The sequence below is a fragment of the Cupriavidus sp. 05N39 genome (assembly GCF_056397325.1).
Genome location: NZ_JBFTNE010000015.1, coordinates 84,602 through 104,319, shown reverse-complemented (window position 1 = coordinate 104,319; position 19,718 = coordinate 84,602). Strand labels below are relative to the sequence as shown.

The 19,718-nt window shown below is 67.7% G+C and carries 16 protein-coding genes; 10 read left to right on the top strand and 6 right to left on the bottom strand.

Annotation, left to right across the window (positions count from 1 at the left end; translation table 11 throughout):
* Window positions 1–13 precede the first annotated feature (13 nt).
* Window positions 14–1,246 (bottom strand): efflux RND transporter periplasmic adaptor subunit, encoded by a 1,233-nt coding sequence (locus tag AC1DN0_RS10180; RefSeq protein WP_045241947.1) that lies wholly within the window; start codon window positions 1,244–1,246, stop codon window positions 14–16.
* A gap of 433 nt (window positions 1,247–1,679) precedes the next feature.
* Between AC1DN0_RS10180 and AC1DN0_RS10175 the strand changes: the two genes are divergently transcribed.
* A complete protein-coding gene (locus tag AC1DN0_RS10175) occupies window positions 1,680–2,423 on the top strand; it encodes a TetR family transcriptional regulator (RefSeq protein WP_441636740.1) in 744 nt (247 codons plus the stop codon).
* 21 nt (window positions 2,424–2,444) lie between these two features.
* Here AC1DN0_RS10175 and AC1DN0_RS10170 read toward each other — a convergent pair whose 3' ends face one another.
* Window positions 2,445–3,587 (bottom strand): ABC transporter substrate-binding protein, encoded by a 1,143-nt coding sequence (locus tag AC1DN0_RS10170; RefSeq protein ID WP_477103014.1) that lies wholly within the window; start codon window positions 3,585–3,587, stop codon window positions 2,445–2,447.
* 300 nt (window positions 3,588–3,887) lie between these two features.
* Between AC1DN0_RS10170 and AC1DN0_RS10165 the strand changes: the two genes are divergently transcribed.
* The 9 genes from AC1DN0_RS10165 to AC1DN0_RS10125 all read left to right on the top strand — a co-directional run bounded on the left by AC1DN0_RS10165 (window position 3,888) and on the right by AC1DN0_RS10125 (window position 13,865).
* The gene (locus AC1DN0_RS10165; protein ID WP_477145689.1) at window positions 3,888–4,562 is read left to right on the top strand and encodes a response regulator; all 675 of its coding nucleotides are present in this window, start codon (window positions 3,888–3,890) and stop codon (window positions 4,560–4,562) included.
* Complete coding sequence (locus AC1DN0_RS10160) at window positions 4,562–6,031, top strand: sensor histidine kinase (RefSeq protein ID WP_477103013.1); 1,470 nt, start codon at window positions 4,562–4,564, stop codon at window positions 6,029–6,031. Before AC1DN0_RS10165 ends, AC1DN0_RS10160 begins: the two co-directional genes overlap by 1 nt.
* Window positions 6,032–6,402: 371 nt before the next feature.
* Window positions 6,403–7,371, top strand: a complete 969-nt coding sequence (locus tag AC1DN0_RS10155) for a Bug family tripartite tricarboxylate transporter substrate binding protein (protein WP_441636762.1) — start codon at window positions 6,403–6,405, stop codon at window positions 7,369–7,371.
* Window positions 7,372–7,630: 259 nt separating this feature from the next.
* Window positions 7,631–8,104 (top strand): tripartite tricarboxylate transporter TctB family protein, encoded by a 474-nt coding sequence (locus AC1DN0_RS10150; RefSeq protein ID WP_035865703.1) that lies wholly within the window; start codon window positions 7,631–7,633, stop codon window positions 8,102–8,104.
* 13 nt (window positions 8,105–8,117) lie between these two features.
* The gene (locus tag AC1DN0_RS10145; RefSeq protein WP_441636765.1) at window positions 8,118–9,632 is read left to right on the top strand and encodes a tripartite tricarboxylate transporter permease; all 1,515 of its coding nucleotides are present in this window, start codon (window positions 8,118–8,120) and stop codon (window positions 9,630–9,632) included.
* A 154-nt stretch (window positions 9,633–9,786) separates the two neighbouring features.
* Complete coding sequence (locus AC1DN0_RS10140) at window positions 9,787–10,845, top strand: AbrB family transcriptional regulator (protein WP_441636767.1); 1,059 nt, start codon at window positions 9,787–9,789, stop codon at window positions 10,843–10,845.
* Window positions 10,846–10,896: 51 nt separating this feature from the next.
* Window positions 10,897–11,325, top strand: coding sequence for a PaaI family thioesterase (locus AC1DN0_RS10135; RefSeq protein ID WP_441636769.1), 429 nt, complete (start codon window positions 10,897–10,899; stop codon window positions 11,323–11,325).
* A 30-nt stretch (window positions 11,326–11,355) separates the two neighbouring features.
* Window positions 11,356–12,288 (top strand): patatin-like phospholipase family protein, encoded by a 933-nt coding sequence (locus tag AC1DN0_RS10130; RefSeq protein ID WP_441636771.1) that lies wholly within the window; start codon window positions 11,356–11,358, stop codon window positions 12,286–12,288.
* 83 nt (window positions 12,289–12,371) lie between these two features.
* Window positions 12,372–13,865 (top strand): FAD-dependent oxidoreductase, encoded by a 1,494-nt coding sequence (locus AC1DN0_RS10125; RefSeq protein WP_441636773.1) that lies wholly within the window; start codon window positions 12,372–12,374, stop codon window positions 13,863–13,865.
* 13 nt (window positions 13,866–13,878) lie between these two features.
* Here the strand turns inward: AC1DN0_RS10125 and AC1DN0_RS10120 are convergent, their stop codons facing one another.
* From AC1DN0_RS10120 to cobN, 4 genes are all read right to left on the bottom strand, one after another.
* Entirely contained in the window at window positions 13,879–14,760 is an 882-nt protein-coding gene (locus tag AC1DN0_RS10120; RefSeq protein WP_441636775.1) for a ChaN family lipoprotein, read from the bottom strand.
* 67 nt (window positions 14,761–14,827) lie between these two features.
* Window positions 14,828–15,148 carry a DUF2149 domain-containing protein gene (locus AC1DN0_RS10115; protein WP_477103012.1) on the bottom strand — a complete coding sequence of 107 codons (321 nt, stop codon included), beginning with the start codon at window positions 15,146–15,148 and terminating at the stop codon, window positions 14,828–14,830.
* Window positions 15,145–15,654, bottom strand: a complete 510-nt coding sequence (locus AC1DN0_RS10110; protein ID WP_035865554.1) for a MotA/TolQ/ExbB proton channel family protein — start codon at window positions 15,652–15,654, stop codon at window positions 15,145–15,147. The genes AC1DN0_RS10115 and AC1DN0_RS10110 overlap by 4 nt, the downstream gene beginning before the upstream one ends.
* A gap of 6 nt (window positions 15,655–15,660) precedes the next feature.
* Complete coding sequence (cobN, locus tag AC1DN0_RS10105) at window positions 15,661–19,710, bottom strand: cobaltochelatase subunit CobN (RefSeq protein WP_477145688.1); 4,050 nt, start codon at window positions 19,708–19,710, stop codon at window positions 15,661–15,663.
* Window positions 19,711–19,718: the final 8 nt, after the last annotated feature.

Below are 19,718 nucleotides of genomic sequence, written 5' to 3'. Positions count from 1 at the left end.
TTTTGCGCTGTGATTAGCCCTGCTTGGCGTCGGTCTTGTCAGCGGTCACCGCGGCTGGAGCAGAAGCGCCGCCGGCGGCAGGCTGCGCGGCAGGCGCCGAAGCGGCGGCGGTCTTCGAGACAAACGGCACCGCCTTGGCGGGCGCGCCGACCTTGACCTTCTGCAAGCCCTCGACGATCACCTTCTCGCCACCCTTGAGGCCTTCGGTGACGATCCAGTTCTCGCCGATCGCCTGGGGTGCCTTGACCGGCACCGAAGCCACGTTGCCGTCGCCGCCGACCACCAGCACCGATGCGCCCTGGCCGGTGCGGATCAGCGCGCGCTGCGGCACGGTCAGCGCGTTCTCGTCCACGCCCTGCTCGATCTTGACGCGCACGAAGGTGCCCGACAGCAGTTCCCGCTTGGGATTGGGGAATTGCGCGCGCAGCGTGATGGCGCCGGTGGTCGGGTCGACCGTCATGTCCGAGAACAGCAGCTTGCCGGTTTGCGCGTACTCGCGGCCATCCTCGATAAACAGATGGACGCGCGCGCCGCCGTCGACGCCCTTGACCTGGCCGCTCTCGATGGAGCGGCGCAGCTTCATCACTTCGCTGGCGGGCTGGGTGAAGGTGACCCAGATCGGGTCCACTTGCTCGACCGTGGTCAGCTTGGTGGCTTCGCCGCTGCCTACCAGCGCGCCTTCGGTCACCAGCGCACGGCCCACGCGGCCACTGATGGGCGCGGTCACGGCCGTGTAGCCGAGATTGATCTGGGCGGTGGAGACGGCGGCCTTGGCCGAGGCGATGTCGGCGGTGGCCTGGCCGGCGGCGGCCACGGCTTCGTCATATTCCTGCTTGCTCACCGCATTGACGGCGACCAGTGGCTTGTAGCGCTCGGCCTTCTGGCGCGCCGCCACGGCATTGGCCTCGGCACGGGCAAGGCTGGCCTTGGCCGACTCGAGTTGGGCCTGGTAGGGCGCAGGGTCGATCTTGAACAGCAGCTGGCCAGCCTTCACCTCGCCGCCCTCGCTATAGTTGCGGGACAGCACGATACCTGCGACCCGCGCCCGCACTTCGGCGGTACGCACGCCTTCCAGGCGGCCAGGCAGTTCGTTGATGACGGAAACGGTGGTGGGCGTGACGGTGACGACACCCACTTCCGGCGGCGGCATGGCGCCGCCCTGCGGCTTCTTGTCGCCACAGGCGGAGAGCGCGAGCGCCGACAGAACAGCGGCGGCAACGCAAGTGATACGTTGGGACTTCCTCATCGATAACCCCATGATGGCAATTTGAGATCGGCCGCATGAGTTCCCGGTGTCGTGTCCGGATACGGCGCGGCCCGCCGTCCTGCAAAGCGCCGGAAAGCGGGCAAAAAGTTTGATGCTAGCCACAATTGGCAACGCTGGCGTGACGCTTGCGACGAACGGTTGCCAATTAGTAACGACATGCCGACATGGCACCGCGAAATGAAGGAGGGCGCTGCGGTGCCGTTCGGCCGATAGACTGGCCGAAAGTCAGGCGAACGCGTATTATATATACATTCAAGCATGTATGTAAGAACTTGTTGCAATGCGGCGATAAGCACCCCGCACACCGGTCCTCATGTACCGGCACGGCGCGCACGTGCACAGGCGGACCCCACCCCTGCATTCAGGGAGACAGAACCAGACCGGTCCTTCGTGGCCGGCATCAGAGAACATCATGGTCAGACGCACCAAGGAAGAGGCGCTTGAAACACGCCATCGCATTCTCGACGCGGCCGAGGCCGTCTTTCACGCCCGCGGCGTTGCCCGTCCCTCGCTAGCCGATATCGCCGAAGCAGCCGGCGTGACGCGCGGCGCCATCTACTGGCATTTCAAGAACAAGAGCGACGTTTTCGCCGCCATGTCCGACCGCGTCCACCTGCCGCTCGAAGCACTGTGCGAGCCGGAACGCATTGCGAGCCAGGAAGACCCGCTGGGCAGCATTCGCGACATCTGCGCCTTTGTGCTGCGCCAGACCGTGGAAAACCCGCAATGGCGGCGCGTGTTCGAGATCGTGTTCCACAAGTGCGAAATGGTGGAGGACAACGGCGCCATCTTCGAGCGGCAGCGCCAGTCGCACCAGGAAGGCACGGTGAAGATGCGGGAGCATCTGCGCATGGCCGTGGAGCGCGGGCAGTTGCCGGCCGACCTGGACCTGGACTTGGCCGTCAATGTGTTCCACGCCTCCATCGGCGGCATGCTGTCGCACTGGCTGTTCGCGCCCGACGATTTCGATCTCGAGACCAATGCCGAGCGCGTGTCCGACGCCTTCATCGACACCCTCAGGCTGTCGCCGGCCCTGCGCAAAGGCTATGTGCCGCGCCCCGTCCCGGAGCTCAAGGCGGAAGTGGATTCAATGTGCCAGGAAGCACAGAAAGCGCAGACCGCTCTGAGCGCGCAGAAGCTAGCCGGGAAATCGTAAGCGGCCATCGCAAGCGGCCGCTCAGCCGCGCACGGCGTCGCGCCAGCGCGCCAGGAAGGTCCGTTTGCGCAGCGTATCCTGCGCCGCCAGCAGGCCGGGGCCCACGCTGATCGGCTTGAGCGCGTAGCCCAGCCGCTCGGCCAGCGCCGCGGCGGTGTGCTCGCTGTCGGTATCGGTACGGATCGTGTAGAGCTGCGAGGCAGTCTGCCCGAGCAGGGTCTGGCCAGCGCGCGAGAGCAGGAAATCCAGCCATAGCCGCGCCGCGTTGGGATGCGGCGCGCGGCGCGCGACAAACGCCACGCGCGACATGACCAGCGTGTAGTCACGCGGGGCAATCACATCGATTTCGGCGCCGCGCTCCATCAGCGAGAGCGCGTAGGAGCCGAGCAGGTTGTAACCCATCACGAATTCACCGGAAGCGATGCGCTCGATCATGCTCGCGGTCGATGCCGACAACTGCACGCCGCAGCGGCCCAGGGCCTGGGCCAGATACCAGAACTCGTCGCCCATGCGTGCGTCCTGCTGCGCCAGCAGATAACCCACTCCTGACTTTTCCACATCGTAGGTCACTACCCGCTGGCGCCAGCGCGGCGTGTTCTCCTGCAGCAGGCGCGCCAGGCCGGTGCGGCTTTTCGGCACTTGCATGCCGGCGAAATGGCGGCGGTTGTAGACGATCACGGCGGGCTCGAAGGTAGTGCCCCAGGCTTCGTCGCGCCATGCCGCCCAGGCCGGCAGGCCGGCGCGCTCCGGCGAGGCGTAGCGCAGGGCATGGCCATCGTTGACCAGCTTGATCTGCAGGTCCATCGCCGTGCTCCACAGCACGTCGGCATAGTCCGGTCCGGCCGCCTGCCCCGCGCCCAGGCGCGCGCTCTCCGTCAGGAAACGATCGTTCAGCTCCAGCGTATTCAGATCCTGGTAGCGCACCTTGAGGCCGGGGTAACGCGCCTCGAACGCTGCCACCAGCGGCCGCGCGATCTCCACGTCGGTGGAAGCATGCACATTGACCATGCCCTCTTGCAGCGCCCGCGCAATGATCTCGGCATAGCCCGCCGGGTAGCCGGCCGGCACCGGCGGGCCGGCCTGGGCGCGCGCGCCGCCGCTTAGCCCGGCACCCAGCGCGGCGGCGCCGGCCAGCACGCGGCGCCGCTTCCAGCTTGCCGGCATACCGGCGACAGCGGACGCCGCCGGGAGCGAAGGCGAAGCCGGCGGCTGTACGGGCAGCTGGGACAGGTGAGGGGACAGGTACGGGGACAGGAAAGGGGGCAGCTTGCGCAAGGCAGGAACCATCGGTGCTGACATCGGTGGCTGGAAAGGGCCATGGCACGCTCGCCGCGCGCGGCCCGGGGCGGAGGTATTATAGGCGCCCGCGGCGTGTCCCCGCGGCGGGCGCGGCGTTGCCAGGCTTGGCAGCGCCGCGAAACGTATTTGTTGAAACGGACGCCTATCGAGCAGGGGAGGACCGCCGTGCGCTTGTTGCTGGTGGAAGACGAGATTGAACTGGCGCGCTGGGTGGCGCGCGCACTGGAGCAGGGCGGCTTCGTGATCGAGCACGTGGCCGACGGCCTGYAGGCCGAGGCGCGGCTGATGGCCGAGGAATACGATGTGGTGGTGCTGGATCTCCGCCTGCCCGGCAAGGACGGCCTGGCCGTGCTCAAGTCCATGCGTGGGCGCGACGACCGAACGCCGGTGCTGATCCTGACCGCGCAGGACACGCTCGACGAGCGCGTGCGCGGCCTCAACCTCGGCGCCGACGACTACCTGCCCAAGCCCTTCGCCATTGCCGAACTCGAAGCCCGCATCCTGGCGCTGATCCGGCGCAGCCGGGGGCGAGCCCACCCGCGCCTGCAATGCGGCACGCTGGTATTCGACGGCGAGACCCGCAGCTTCACGCTGGCCGGCGCGCCGCTGGCGCTGACGCCGCGCGAGTCGACCTTGCTGGGCGCGCTGCTGGCCAAGAGCGGCCAGCCGCTCACCAAGGCGCAGCTGCTTGACAAGGTGTTCTCACTCGATGCCGACGTCAGCCCGGACGCCATCGAAGTGCTGGTGTACCGGCTGCGCAAGAAGCTCTCCGGCCACGGCGTGACCATCGTCACGCTGCGCGGCTTCGGCTACCTGCTGGAACCGGAAGGTCAGCCCTGATGCTGCGCCGCCTGCCACGGCACTGGCTGCGGCGCTGGCTGCAGGGCAGCCTGCGCCGCCAGTTGCTGTTGCTGCTGGTGCCCGCGCTGGCGGCAATGATGGCGCTCGACACCTGGCTGACCTACGGCACGCTGCGCGACGCCGCCAACGCCGCCTACGACCGCTCGCTCTACGGCTCCGTGCGCGCCATCGACAACGCCATCGGCATGGCCGGCGAAAGCGTGCAGATAGCACTGCCGGACGCCGCCATGGAGATGTTCGAGACCGCGGCCCAGACCCACGTCTTCTACCGCGTATCGCTGGAACGCAATGGCCGGATCGAAACCGTCACCGGCTACGATGACCTGCCGCTGCCCAAGGGTGGGATCGCCAGCAACCAGCCGCATTTCTACGATGCCGACTATCGCGGCGATCCGGTGCGCATTGCCGTGCTTGCGCATCCGGTGTACCGGCCCAACGCGCATATGCGCGTCATCGTGCAGGTGGCGGAAACCGCCGAGCCGCGCTTCGAACTCATCGCCACCGTGTGGCGCGGCGCGCTGGCGCGCGGCGTGCTGCTGATCCTGGTCAGCGCCGGCATCCTCGTGGCCGGCATCACCTATGTGCTGCGCCCGCTGGCACGCGTGCGCGACGATGTGCAGGCACGTTCCGCCGGCGACCTGACGCCGCTGGCCTTCGACCACGTGCCGATGGAAGTCCGCCCCCTGGTGGACGCCGTCAACCTGCATGTCTCGCGCTCCGACGCGATGACGCAGGCCCAGGCGCAGTTCATTGCCGACGCGGCCCACCAGTTGCGCACGCCGCTGGCCATCCTCAAGACGCAAGCCGAGTTTGCCCAGCGCCAGCTTTCCGCCGGCGCCGATCCCGCTCACGCGCGGGATGCCGCCGGGGAGGCGGTAGGCGGCATCGTCACGCAGCTGGAGCAGGCCGCGCGCCTGACCAACCAGCTGCTGGCGCTGGCGCGCGTACGGCAACACCCGGGCAGCGACACACCTGGCGACGCCGAGCCGCCGGACCTGATCGATGCCGTGGCCGTGGCAGAGCAGGTGGCGCTGGACTACTTGCCGCTGGCGCGCGGCAAGCAGCAGGACTTTGGCTGGGAGCGGCCGCAGGGGCTGGTGCTGCCGGTACGGGCCGATGCCGCGCTGCTGCGCGAGGCATTTGCCAATCTTGTCCACAACGCGATCCAGTATTCGCCGCGCGGCAGCAGGATCACGCTTTCCGCCGCGCGTTTCGCGGATAGCGCCTGCCTGGTGGTGGAGGACGATGGGCCGGGCATTCCCGTCGAGGAGCGCGAAAAGGTATTTGCGCGGTTCTACCGGCGGGTCGGGAATGTCGAACCGGGCTCCGGCCTGGGGCTGGCGATTTCCCGCGAGATGGCCGCGCGGTTCGGTGGCACGGTGGAGCTGGGAGTCGCGGTGCAGGGCAAAGGGGTTCGGGCGGTGCTGGCGCTGCCGATCGGGGAGTGAGACGGCGCCAGAAAGACCAGAAAGTCCAAAAGAACCAAATGTCCATACATCCACCCCCACGTAAACCCCACCCCATTCCCTGACAAATTGACAGCCTTTTGACAGTTTCCACCCCATAGAATCGCGCCATGGTCGCCGTACGGGCCAGACCAAGTCAGAAAACCAAAGAACAAGTCCGGCATGCAAGCGCTGCCGGGGACAGGAGACAACGCCAAGCCGGCCGCCCAACGCAGGCAGCGCCGGCGCACCGCACGACTCTCCCGCCCCCGACAGCCAGCTTCACCGCCAGCCGGACACCTCCGGGTCGGTCCTCGCCAGCATCGCCGGCAACCGTTCACCGGCAATCCTCTGAAAAAGAACAGGAGACCGTAATGCGTCGTTCGATTCATCGCTTTGCCCACGTCGTCATGGCTTCGGCCGCGATCACCGCCAGCGTGGCTGCCGCGCCCGCGTTCGCGCTCGACAGCGTGAAGTTCATGATCGGCGCCAACCCGGGCGGCGGCTTCGACCAGACCGGCCGCTCGCTGGGCGCGGCGCTCGTTGCCGCCGGCGTGGCCAAGACGGCCTCCTACGACAACAAGGGCGGCGCGGGCGGCACCATCGGCCTGACGCAGTTCGTCAATACCGACAAGGGCAACCCGAACGCGATGATCGTCACCGGCGCGGTGATGGTGGGCGCGATCGAAACCAACAAGCCGCCGGTCACGCTGAAGAACGCAACCCCGATCGCTCGCCTGTTCGCCGACACCATGGTGATCACGGTGCCGGCCAGCTCGCCGCTGAAGTCCATCAAGGACCTCACCACGCAGCTCAAGGCCAACCCGGGCAGCGTCAGCTGGGGCGGCGGCTCCAAGGGTTCGATCGACCACATCCTCGCGGGGCTGGTGGCCAAGGAAAGCGGCGTGGATCCGAAGAAGATCAACTACGTGCCGTTCCAGGGCGGCGGCGAAGCCTCGGCCTCGATCCTGGGCGGCCACGTGACGGTCGGCATTGCCGGCGTGTCCGAGTTCCTGCCCTTTATCAAGAGCGGCAAGATGCGCGCGCTGGCCGTGACCTCCAAGGAGCGCACCGCCGATATCCCGACCCTGAAAGAGCAGGGCATCAATGTGGAGATCTACAACTGGCGCGGCGTGTACGGCGCGCCCGGCATCACCGCCGAGCAACGCAAGGCGCTGGTGGATGCGGTGGTGAAGGCAACCGAGACGCCGCTGTGGAAGGAAACCCTGGCCAAGAACGACTGGACCCCGTTCCTGCTGACCGGCGACGAGTTCGGCAAGTTCGTGGACAGCGAGTCGGCCCGCCTGGGTGGCACGCTGCGTGAACTGGGCGTGGCGAAGTAAGCAGCCCGGTCTTACCGCTTCATTGCTTCACCGCTTCACCGCTTCACTGTTCGAACGTTTTACCTGTCGGCCCTGCCTGCGGCGCACCATAACGCCCGGTGCGCATGCAGCTGGCGGGGGTCCGGTGTCCACCTGCGATACCCAAAAGACCAAACTACAAATCGCCGGGCCCCCGCCTTAAGCGGGGACGACAAACCGCGGCAAGCCAAGGGTCGGCCAACACGACCGCAGGCGCCGCATGAAGGAGCCACTTCACATCATGAAACCCTCGCACCTGGCGATCGGCATAGCCGTATTGCTGCTCTCCGTTTTCTATTTCGTCGGCCTGTCTGGCATCTCCGGCGACGAAGGCTATGCCGGCCTGTCGCCGCGCTTCATGCCGACGCTGGTCGCCATCGGCCTGGCCGTGTGCGGCGCGGCGCTGACCTGGCAGGGCATTCGCGGCGGCTTTCGCAATATGCCCGAGGAAGACGCCGAGCTGCCCTCCGCACCGCATAACTTCCGTGGCTTCCTGTGGGTGGCTGCCGGGCTGGTGGCCAATATGGCGCTGATCGGCACGCTTGGATTCGTGCTGGCGTCGACCCTGCTGATGATCTGCGTGGCACGCGGCTATGGCAGCAAGCGCTTCCTGCGCGATGGCCTGATTGGCCTGTGCATTACGTTGCCGATGTGGGCACTGTTTGAATTCCTGCTCGGCATCAATTTGCCGCTGCTGCCCGTCGCCGGGTTCTGACCGGAGCTGATCCATGGATACTCTCAACCTGCTGATGCATGGCTTTGCCATCGCCATCACGCCAATCAACCTGATGTGGGCCCTGGTCGGCTGCTTCCTGGGCACCGCCATCGGCGTGCTGCCGGGCATCGGCCCGGCACTGACCGTGGCGATGCTGCTGCCGCTGACCGCCAAGGTGGAACCCACCGCGGCGCTGATCATGTTCGCCGGCATCTACTACGGCGCCATGTACGGCGGCTCCACCACCTCCATCCTGATGAACACGCCGGGCGAGTCGTCGACCATGGTCACGGCGATGGAAGGCAACCTGATGGCCAAGAGCGGCCGCGCCGGCCCGGCGCTGGCCACCGCGGCCATCGGCTCCTTCGTGGCGGGCACGATCGGCACGGTGCTGCTGTCGATGTTCGCGCCGGTGGCGGCCGACGTGGCGCTGCAGTTCGGTCCCGGCGAATACTTCATGATCATGCTGCTGGCCTTCACCACGGTGTCGGCGGTGCTGGGTTCGTCGTTGCTGCGCGGCATGACCAGCCTGTTCCTTGGCCTGGGCATCGGCCTGATCGGCATGGATTCGCTGTCGGGCCAGACCCGTTACTCGATGAACGTGCAGGAACTGTACGATGGCATCGATATCGTGGTGGTCGCGGTGGGCCTGTTCGCGGTGGGCGAGGCGCTGTTCAATGCCTTCTTCCCGCAGCCGGACGGCAGCTTCAACAGGCTCAGCTCGATCATGATGACCAAATCGGATTGGAAGCGCTCGGTGCCGGCATGGATCCGCGGCACCATCATCGGCTTCCCGTTCGGCCTGATCCCGGCTGGCGGCGCTGAGATCCCGACCTTCCTGTCGTACGCCACCGAGAAAAAGCTGTCCAAGCACAAGGGCGAGTTCGGCACGGTAGGCGCGATCGAAGGCGTGGCCGGCCCCGAGGCCGCCAACAACGCCGCGGTGACTGCCACGCTGGCACCGCTGCTCACGCTGGGCATCCCGACCTCGAACACCACCGCGATCCTGCTGGCGGCGTTCCAGAACTACAACCTGCAGCCGGGCCCGATGCTGTTCCAGACCTCGGGCGACCTGGTGTGGGGCCTGCTGGCTTCGCTCTACATCGGCAACGTGATGCTGCTGGTGCTGAACCTGCCGGCCATCGGCCTGTGGGTGCGCATGCTGCGCATTCCCACGCCGCTGCTGTACGGCGGCATCCTGATCTTCGCGGGCCTGGGCGCCTACGGCATCCGCCAGTCGTGGTTCGACCTGCTGCTGCTGTTTGTGATCGGCGTGCTGGGCATGGCCATGCGCCGCTTCGACTTCCCCACCGCGCCGGTGATCGTGGGCATGATCCTGGGACCGATCGCGGAGAAGCAGTTGCGCAATGCATTGTCGATCAGCCAGGGCGACTGGTCGATCTTCGTGACCCAGCCGATCTCGGCCACCATCCTGGCCATGACGGTGGCGGTGGTGCTGATCCCGCGCATCCTGGGCTGGCTGTCCCGGCGCTCGGCGCGCGGCAAAGTGGCTGACGCCACCGGTTGATTGGCGCAAAATGCGGGCAAGGCCCGGCACTCCAGGGTGCCGGGCCTTTTCGTTTGTGGCGCCGTGGCAGGCCATCGCATCGGCGCTGTTGTCCCTACATTCCGCTTCATCACAAGAACACCGCGCCGGCGCCCGCGCGCCAGGCCGCTGCGACATGCCTTCTCTTCTTCACCGCTGGCGTCCGGTCCTGCTGACGCTGCTGCTCGGCCTGGCCGCCGCGCTGCTCTGCACGCTGCTTCACACGCCCCTGCCATGGATGATCGGGCCGTTGCTGGCGGTGGCCACCGCGCGCATGCGCGGCGCCGACCTGCGCGCGCCCACGCAGGCGCGCAATGCCGGGCAGTGGGCCATCGGGACTTCGCTCGGGCTGTACTTCACGTCCGACGTGGTGGAACGTCTGCTGGAGTTCCTGCCGTATATCGTGGCGGGTTCGCTGTTCGCGCTGGTGCTCGGCTGCGGGGGCGCGTTCCTGCTGCGCAGGAGCACGGGCGTGGCGTTCAAGACGGCGTACTTCTCCACCGCCATCGGCGGCGCCTCGGAGATGGCAAACCTGGCCGAGCGCAACGGCGCGCGCATCGACCAGGTGGCCGCCGCGCATTCGCTGCGCGTGCTAATGGTGGTGGTGGCGGTGCCCGCGCTGTTCCAGTACGGCGGCATCCATGGGCTCGATCCCTATATCCCCGGTCCGCGCACGGTGGACTACCTGGGGCTGCTCGGGCTGATCGCGATCACCGTCAGCGCAGCGCTGGTGCTCAAGCGCTTCAACCTGCCCAATCCCTTCGTGATCGGCACGCTGCTGGCGGCAGCGGTGCTGACCGCCTCGGGCGTGGAACTGTCGGCCATCCCCACCTGGATGAGCCGCGCCGGCCAGTTGCTGATCGGYGTCTCGCTGGGGGCGCGCTTCTCGCGCGACTTCCTCCACACGGCGCCGCGCTTTCTCACCGGCGTGGCGCTGTACACGCTGGTCGCACTGGTGCTCTCCGCGCTGTTCGGCTGGGCCTTGTCGGCGCTGTCTGGCGTGCATCCAGCCACCGCCATTCTCGGCACCACGCCCGGCGGCATCGCGGAGATGTGCATCACCGCCAAGGTGCTGGAACTGGGCGTGCCGCTGGTGACGGCCTTCCACGTGATCCGGATGGCGTTCGTGGTGCTGTGCACCGGCCCCCTGTATCATTGGCTCAAACATCGCGCCGCGCCGGAGGAGACGGAATAGCAACCTGGCCCGGCCCCACCCCAGACAAACGGGAGTGCCATGCCAGAGTCAATGCCAAGACCCAAGCCGGAATCCAGCCTGACGCTTGCCGATATCGACGGCATCTTGCAACGCGTACTGGCGCCGTGGGTGCGCCAACTCGGCCTGCGTGCCGAAGCCGTTGATGCGCAGGGCGTAACACTGCGCCTGCCTTTCGACGAATCGTTTCGCCATGCGGGTGGCGTGGTGTGCGGCCAGGTGCTGATGGCCGCCGCCGATACCGCCATGATCGTGGCGGTCGCCAGCGCGGCGGGCGGCTTCCGCCCCATGACCACCGTCACGCTGACAACCAACTTCATGCGCCCGGTGATCGACGGCGACGTGCTGGTGCGCGCCAACGTGCTGCGCCTGGGCAAGACCGTGGTGTTCGGCGAAATCGAGCTGACCGGCACCGACGGCAAGCTGGCCGTGCAGGCCACCACCACTTAYGCGCTGCTGTGAGCGGCGCCATCACTGAATTGCATGCAATCCATGTATGAGCCCCGCAGCGTAGTTCCTGCTTCCGTCCAGCCCGCCGCGGCAGCCTCTCCGTTCGACCAGGTGGTGTTCGCCGGCGGCGGCAACCGCTGCTGGTGGCAGGCGGGCTGGTGGGATAGGGTGGCGCCCGAGCTGGGCCTGCGCCCGCGCGTGATCACGGGAATTTCCGCCGGCGCCGCCACGGCCTGCATGGTCTACACGCACGATTCCCGCGAGGTGATGGCGTACTACCGCGAGGTGCTTGCCGGCAACCGGCGCAATGCCTACTGGGGCAACCTGCTGAACAGGCAGCGCGTGTTCCCGCACTACGGCATCTACCGCACCGCCCTGCTGAGCATCTTCGGCGAGGGCCGCCTGGCGCGCTTGCAGGCGGCGCCGGAAATCCGCATCGGCGTGGCCCATATCCCGCGCTGGAGCGGTCCGCGGCTGGCGGTCATGGCTGGCCTGGTGGCCTACAACATCGAGAAGCACTGGCTCAAGACGCTGCACCCGCGGCTGGGCCGCAAGCTGGGCTTCCATCCGGAGTTCGTGCGCGCGCAGGACTGCGGCTCGCCCGAGCAACTGGCCGACCTGTTGCTGCAATCTTCCTCGACGCCACCCTTCACGCCGGTGCTCCGGCGCGACGGCCGGCCCGTGCTCGATGGCGGCATGGTCGACAACGTGCCGGTCGACGCGCTCGACGCAACGCCCGGCGACGTACTGGTGCTGGTGACGCGGCTCTATCCGCGTCCACGGCGCTTTGTTCTGCAACACGGCGCGCAGCGCCGGCTCTACCTGCAACCTTCGCAACGGGTACCGATCTCGAGCTGGGACTACACCCAGCCCGGCGCGATGACCGGTGCCTACGATCTCGGCCAGCGCGATGGGGAGACCTTTCTGCGCGAATGGCCGTCTGTCCTGAAGACGGAGCTTGGCACCGCCGCGTAGCGTTCAACCAGCGCGACGGCCGCCCTAGCGGCTCCGTCATCACGATGTGCAATGCGGCCTTCGCGCCGCAACAGGAGGCATTGATGACGAAACGCCAGGCAAGACCCACGACCGAGCGCCGCAGCGCGCGCAGGGCGACATCCGAGCAAGTGGTGGAGCACGTTCCCCGCCGCGGCAAGCGCCGCGCCGGCGCGCAGCGCGAAGCGGACTTCGTGGTAATCGGCGCAGGCTCGGGCGGAGTGGCGGCTTCGCGGCGCGCGGCCTCGCACGGCGCGCGCGTGGTGCTGGTGGAGCGGGATGCCATCGGCGGCACCTGCATCAATCGCGGCTGCGTCCCCAAGAAAATGCTCTCATATGGCGCCAGCCTGGCCGCCGTCCTGTCGGGCTGCCTGTCGCACACCGGCGGCAAGGAGGACTGGAGCGATGCCATCGTGCGTGTCAATGCGGAGATGGCGCGGCTGCACGTGGCCTATACGCACCACCTGCAGGAAGCCGGCGTGGAACTGCTGCGCGGCGATGCCACGGTGATCGCGCCGGACCAGGTACAGGTGGGCGCGGAGGTCATCCAGGCGAAACGCATCCTGATCGCCACCGGCGCGCGGCCGCGTGCCTTGCCGGTGCCAGGCGGCGAACTCGCCTGCACCTCCGACGACATCTTCACCTGGCAAAGCCTGCCGGCTTCGCTGGTGGTGATCGGAGGCGGCTACGTGGCGGTGGAACAGGCCTCGATCCTGTCGCGCTACGGCGTCAAGGTGGAGATGCTGGTGCGCGGGGAACGCCTGCTGCCGCGCTTCGACCATGAAGTTGCCGAGGCACTGGCCGAGGCGCTCGCCGCCAAGGGCGTGCGGCTGCATTTCAATACCGAGGTAACGCTGCTGAACCAGGCCAACGGTGCCATCGATGTGTGCTACCGGCAGCATGGCAATGGCGGCAATGGCAACACTGGCAACACTGGCGCCGGCGGCAGGGACCGCATCCAGACCGTGCGCGCGCAGGCAGCGCTGGCTGCCATCGGGCGCGACCCGCATTGGGACGGGCTCGGCCTGGAGGCGCTTGGCGTGCAGAAAGCCGAACAGGGCGGCATCCAGGTGGACCGCTCGTTCCGCACCAAGGTCCGCGCGATCCACGCCATCGGCGATACCATCGACGGCCCGCACCTGACACCGGTGGCCAGCGCGCAGGGCCGCTGGCTGGCGGACCGCCTGTTCGGCCGCCGCGGCGACCGATCGGATTTCGACCTGGTGCCTACCGCGGTGTTCTGCGAGCCGGCCATCGGCAGCGTGGGCCTGAGCGAGCAGGCCGCCATTGAGGAGGCGGGCAAGCCGGAGCGCATCCACACCGTGGTGCGCCGCTTCGTCTCGCTGGAGAACCGCTTCGCCGGCAGCGAGCAGGCGTCCATGGTCAAGCTGGTGGTGAATACGCGCAGCGGCCGCGTGCTGGGCGCGCACATGATGGACAACGCCGCGCCGGAAATCGTGCAGGCGTTCGCCGTGGCGCTGCGGCTGGGAGTGAGGCTGTCGCACCTGCAGACCACGGTGCAGTTGCATCCGACCGTGGCCGAGGAACTGTTCGGCTAAGCGGCCCCCGGACTCAAGCCGGCGCGGCTCCCGTCGCCGGCTTGGCGCCAGCGCAGGGATCGGCCCGCTTGTGCGCGGGCACCAGCACCACGCGGTCGTAGGCGCCGGCCTCCTGGCCGCTGGCCTGCTCCAGGTAGCCCACGCTGTAGATACTGCCCGGCTCGGCGGCGAGCCAGCGCGGCGCGCCCACGTCGCGCCGCACATGGCCGTTGCCGGCGATCAGCACCGCGCCGCGTTCGGCGTATTCGCGCATCGCGGCCGCCATCACCGCATCGCGCGCGGCCTGGGCATCGAGCATGCCCGGCAGCATGGCCTTGGGGAAATTGCCGCAATGGCCGCGGTCGAGCACCGCGGTCTGTTCCGTCACGATGTCTTGGGGCAAGGGCGCGGCAAGGCCGAGGCGCTTGCGCTCGGCTGCATCGAATACGCCATCGAGCCCGCCGCGCACGATGCGCCCCGCATCCGCCCGCGACAGGTTGGCCGCCACCAGCGGCAGGTCATAGCGCAAGGCCAGGGCCACCACCGGCGTGTAAAGCTCCCACTGCCAGTTCTTGCCGCCCGCCTGCGCCACCACATACGCCGCGTCACCAGGGCGCTCGCGGCGGGCGCGGTCGATATCGGGCTGGCGTTCGCGGTCGAACTGCTCCATTGCGATGGCCGGGCGCCAACCCGCTTCGAGCGCGCTCGACAAGGCAAGCAAGCGCCGCTTCTGGCCATCGGCGTTGTCGTGGACCTCGCCCAGCAGCACGTAGGTCTTACCGGTGAACTGGTGCGCGACGTCGCCAGCCACGGCGGCCGGTGGCGTACCCGCGCAGCCGGCGAGCGCGGCAAGCAAAGCGGCGGCGAGCGCCACGCCGGCGGCGCGGGCAATGGCAAGGCGTGAGCGAGTCTGCATGGCGGCGGTAATCCTGGTTTCTGCGGTTTTTTGCCTATGGTCCGCGGGCATGCCGCGGACCTGCCTATTATTGCCCAGTTGCCGCTTCCGGCACATAGACCATCGAGCCGTCCTTCAGCCGATAGGCAACGCCGGCCTTGGTGCCATCCCCGCTGCCGACTTGTCCGCTCGCCTGGTAGCGCACGACCTTCTCGCCCTGCTTTGAGACGATCTCCATATTCGGCTTGCCGGGATTGGTGATGACGGTGACGTCCGCATGCGTGAACGGGTTCATCGGGTTCTGCGCGATCGCCACCAGCAATGCGGCGATCACCACCAGGAACACGTCGATCAGGTTGACCACCGACAGGATGGGATCGTCGGCTTCGCTTTCTTCCAGGAACTTCATGCGTCGACCTCCCACTGCGGCTGGTGCTTGCCCAGCCACACCAGTTCCTCGGCCAGCCAGCGGCGCCGCACATTGACCACCCAGAACGTGATGCTGGCGGCGATCAGCGCGAGGATCACGGCAGAGAAAGCGATGGTGAGGTTCTCGCCCACGTTGGCGAGGTTGCCGCCCGACAAGCCTTTCAACGCCGGCCCCATCGGGATCATGGTGGCTACAAGCCCCAGCATGGGCGCCACGCGCGTGGCGATGCGCGGCCACTCCAGCAACCGATGCGCGGTCACGTCGAGTGTGTCCGGGTCCTTCACGCGATGGCGCAGCGCATACGCCACCAGCACGTAGCCGCGGCCGGTTTCGATCGTGTTGCGGCGGCGCTGCCAGCCTTGCATGGCGAACTCGCCGAGCGCCCAGAAGGCGTAGAGGAAGAGCAGCCCGATCAGGGCAAGCGTCGGGTACAGGAACAACTGGCCGACGTCGTACATCAGGGTTTCAAGCAGGGTAGGGGTCATGATGCCTCAGTAGGGTTTTGTTGGATTCCGGAAGAGTGGTGCGGCGCTGGCGCGGCGCCGCGCGCTGAGGGCGCCGCCGAGCACGGCCCCGGCCAGCGCGATGCCGGCGGCGAGCCACGACAGCACCGGCACGAGCGCCGCGGCGGGCGGCTTGCGCTCCACCAGTTGCATGCCTTGCACGGGTACGGATTGCGATGGCGGCGCGGGCTTTGGCTCGGGCTGCGTTTTCGCTTCAGGCTGCGGCGGCTGCGGGGCAGCCTGCGCAGCCGCGGCCTTCGGTGCGCCCGCCGGCGGTGCCGCGGGAGCTTGCGTGCCATAGCCCGCCGCGCCGGGGGCCGTGGCCTGCTGTTGCACGTAGCGGTTGAAGCTGCGGTTGCCGCTGCGGATATCGTGCCGCTGCGAGAGCGTCTGCCAGCGGTCGGCCAGCGTCTTGAGCATCTCGGGGTCGGCTTTCCAGTAGCCCTTGCGCGCGGCTTCCAGCATGCGCTCGATCACCTGGGCCTGGGCCTGCGGCGCATGCTTCTCGAACCATTCATCAAGGCCGAGTTTGTGCTTGTCCTTGACGTAGACCTCGGCGAACTCGGTCCACTGGTCGTCGCGCACGATCTCCGGCGCGACCGCGGTCCAACCCCAGAAGTTGTTGACGGTGTCGAGCATGTTGAGCGCGCCGCTATAGCCTTCGGCCTTCATGCCTTCGATCCAGCCCGGATGGAAATAGCGCGTGCGCAGTTCGGTGGCGAGGAAGGAAGCCGCCGTTTCCGTGCGCGCACTGTTCGCATCGCGCAAATTGGAGATCAGCAGCTCCGGCGCCTTGCCCGTCAGATGGCGCACGGCCAGGCCGATGCCGCCGAGATACTGGAAGGGATCGTCGGTGGTCAGCATGCCATACAGGTTGGAGCTGCGCGCCAGCAGCGCGCCTTCCACGCCCTTGAGGTTCTCGGCGTAGAGGTTGAGCTGCGGCAGCTTCTCGCCCCAGGTTTTTTCGTCGGGCCCGTAGCCGTACTGCATGCGCGAGAGATAGAGATTGGCGAGCTTGGCGTCCGCTTGCTTGCCGCTGCCGAAGCTGTCGCTGGCGAGCGTAGCGTCGTTGAGACCGGTGCCGTAGTTGCCCGACTCGCTGGCAAAGATGCGCGTCAGCGCCAGCGACTCGATGCGCTCGGGATTCATCTCCGCCGCCTTGAGTTGCGCCAGGCGCTCGCGCACCGCGCGCGTGCTCGCGGCCACCGCGTTGTCGGGCTCGGGTTGCGCGGCGGCCAGCTTGACCGCTTCGGCCAGCCACTTGATCAGGTTGGGAAAGTGATCGCGGTACAGGCCGGTGGCGGACAGCACCACGTCCACGCGCGGATGCTTGAGCTCCGCGGCGGGAATCGCTTCCACCCCGACCACGCGGCCACCGCCGTCCCACTTCGGGCGGATGCCCATGGCCGCCAGCGCCTGCGCTTCGAGCATGCCCTGATGGCGCATGGTCTCCACGCTCCACAACGAGAAGGCCAGCTTGGCGGGCCACTTGCCGTGACGCTTGCGCCAGTCGGCAATCATGGCTTGCGCCGCTGCTTGTCCGGCCTGCCATGCTTCCCGGCTGGGCACCTTGGAAGGATCGAAGCCATACAGGTTGCGGCCGGTCGGCAGCGCATCGGGATTGCGCACCGGATCGCCGCCTGTGCCGGCCAGCACGTAGCGGCCCGCCAGCGCGGTGAGAATGGCTTCGCTCTCAGGCGCGGCATCGAGGCTGGCGTAGAGCGTGCGTGCGCGCCGCATGTCTTCACGCTGCCTGGCGTCGGAAAGGCCCGTCAACGGCGCGCCGTCGATGACGTAGCGGTGCAACATGGCGTAGGGTTCCGACCGCGCCAGCTGCTTGTAATCGAGCGCGAAGAGTTCCTCGGGCTCATCGGGAAACACGCGCTTGAGCCAGGACTGGCCAAGCATGGCCATCACCGTGTACAACCGCAGCCCGGGATCCTGCGACTGGCCGAACGTGTGCAGCCCATAAGGCTGCAATGCGCCCGCGAGTTCGTGCAGGTGCGTGTGCAACGCATCCAGGTACTCGGTGAACTGCGCGCTCGCACGCGCCTGCGGCCAGCCCATGTCGTCGAACAGATGCATGCGCGCGCTGCGCTTGAGGATGTCCTCGCGCAGTGTGTCCTTCACCGCGCCGTTGTCCTGCTGCAGGTAGTTGTGCAACTGATCATGCAGCGCCGACAGGTCGGTGTGCAGGCCGGCCGGCTTGAACGGCGGCGTCTGGTGGCTGACGATGGTGGCGCGGCCCCGGCGCTTGGCCTGCAACGCCTCGCCGACGTCGTCGACGATGTAGGGATAGATCACGGGCACGCTGCCGAGCACCATGTAGGGCTGGTCGGTCACGGACAGGCCGCGCTCCTTGCCCGGCGTCCATTCCTGCGTCCCGTGGGTGCCGTAGTGCACCAGCGCCTCGCGCCCTTCGCGCGCCCACAGGTAGGCCGCCATGTAGAAATGGTTGAGCGGCGTCTTGGTGGAGTGATAAAGCGCCTTCTCGGCGGCTTCGTCGCGCTCGCCGCGTGGCGGCACCGGCATCAGCGCCACGTTGCCGAGCTGCAGGCGCGGGATGGCGAAGCCGGCCACGCCGTTGCGCCTGATCGCCATCGACGAGGCTTCGGGCTCGCCCCAGCGCGCGCTGACCTCGGCGCGGRACGCGGCGGGCTGCGCGTCGTACCAGCGGCGGTATTGCGCCATCGGCATCCACGCGGCGCGGTCCGCATCGAGCAGCGCGCCGAGCTGGCCTTCGCGGTAGAAGGGCGCGAGCAACGCGCCAAGATCGCGCTGCAGCGCGAGTTCGCCGGCGGCCTCGGTGCGGTAGCCCGCGGCATGCAGCGCGGCCAGGGTGGAAGACAGGCTGCGCGGCAGGTTGAGGAAGGATGCCGACAGGTTCTTTTCGCCAGCGGGATAGTTGTAGAACAGGATCGCCACGCGCTTCCCGGCATTGGGCGTGCGCTGCAGACGTGTGAGCGCCAGTGCCTTGTCGGCCACGGCATCGAGCTGCGCCGGCAGGCTGACGATGCTGCCGTCCTTGTGCGAAGTGGCGGCGGCCAGCATGGGATCGCTGACGCCGGCCAGTTCGGGCTGCACCAGGTAGAAGGGTGTATCGGTGAGGCTGATGCCGTGCGGATCGCGCTCCCAGTCCTGCGCATCGCCCTTGCGGTAGGGTATGACCTGCAGCACCGGGATGCCTAGCGTTTCAAACTCCGCCTTGCGGCCCGCCGCATTGAGCATGATCTGGCCGTTGACCAGCACATCGACAATGCGCTTGCCGCCGGGCGCGGCCATGCGCAGCACGCCGTCCGCATCCATCACCGGGCTGTAGAAGACGAGCGCGCGCGCGCCACGCGCTTCGATGCTCGCGATCAGGTCGTCGATAAAGGCGCTGTCCAGGCCGGAGACATAGGCCTGGTGGATGGCGACGCCGATCACCGGCGTGCCAGCGTGGCCGGATGCGCCGAGCGCCTCGTCCGGCGATTCGGTCACCACGCTGGCCAGGCGCGGATGGTAGTAAGCGGCTTTTGGAAACACCACCGGCGCGGGAATCGCGCCGTCCGCGCGCAGCTTGAACTGCTGCGCGGCCAGCGTGCGCATCATGGCGTCGAAGTTGGCGCGGCCACCGTTGACATAGTACGCATGCAGCTTCGCACCCAGCGCATTGTCGAGGCCGTGCGCCTCGAAGCGGTCGGTGGCGATCAGCAGGCGCGGCACGCGCGCATTGGTCCATTGCGGCCCCAGCTTCGCCAGCATCTCGGTGACAATGTGATCGCGCGGCGCATCGAGGATCAGCAATCCCGCGCCGTCGATGAATGGCGCCACATCCTGCGCGCTCATCCGTTCGAGATAGCGCGCATCGAGCGTCATGCCGTGCGCGCGCGCCATCGCCTGCAGGGGCTCGAACTTGCCCGCCGGCACCGGCGAGGTGGTCAGCACGGCAATCTTCGGCGTGGCCCGCGCCTGCTGCATGCCGAGCGCCAGAAGGGCAAGCCACAGCAGGCACAGCGCGCGGATCAGCCGCATCTTGGTTTTGTTTTGTGGGGACATGTCGGGTC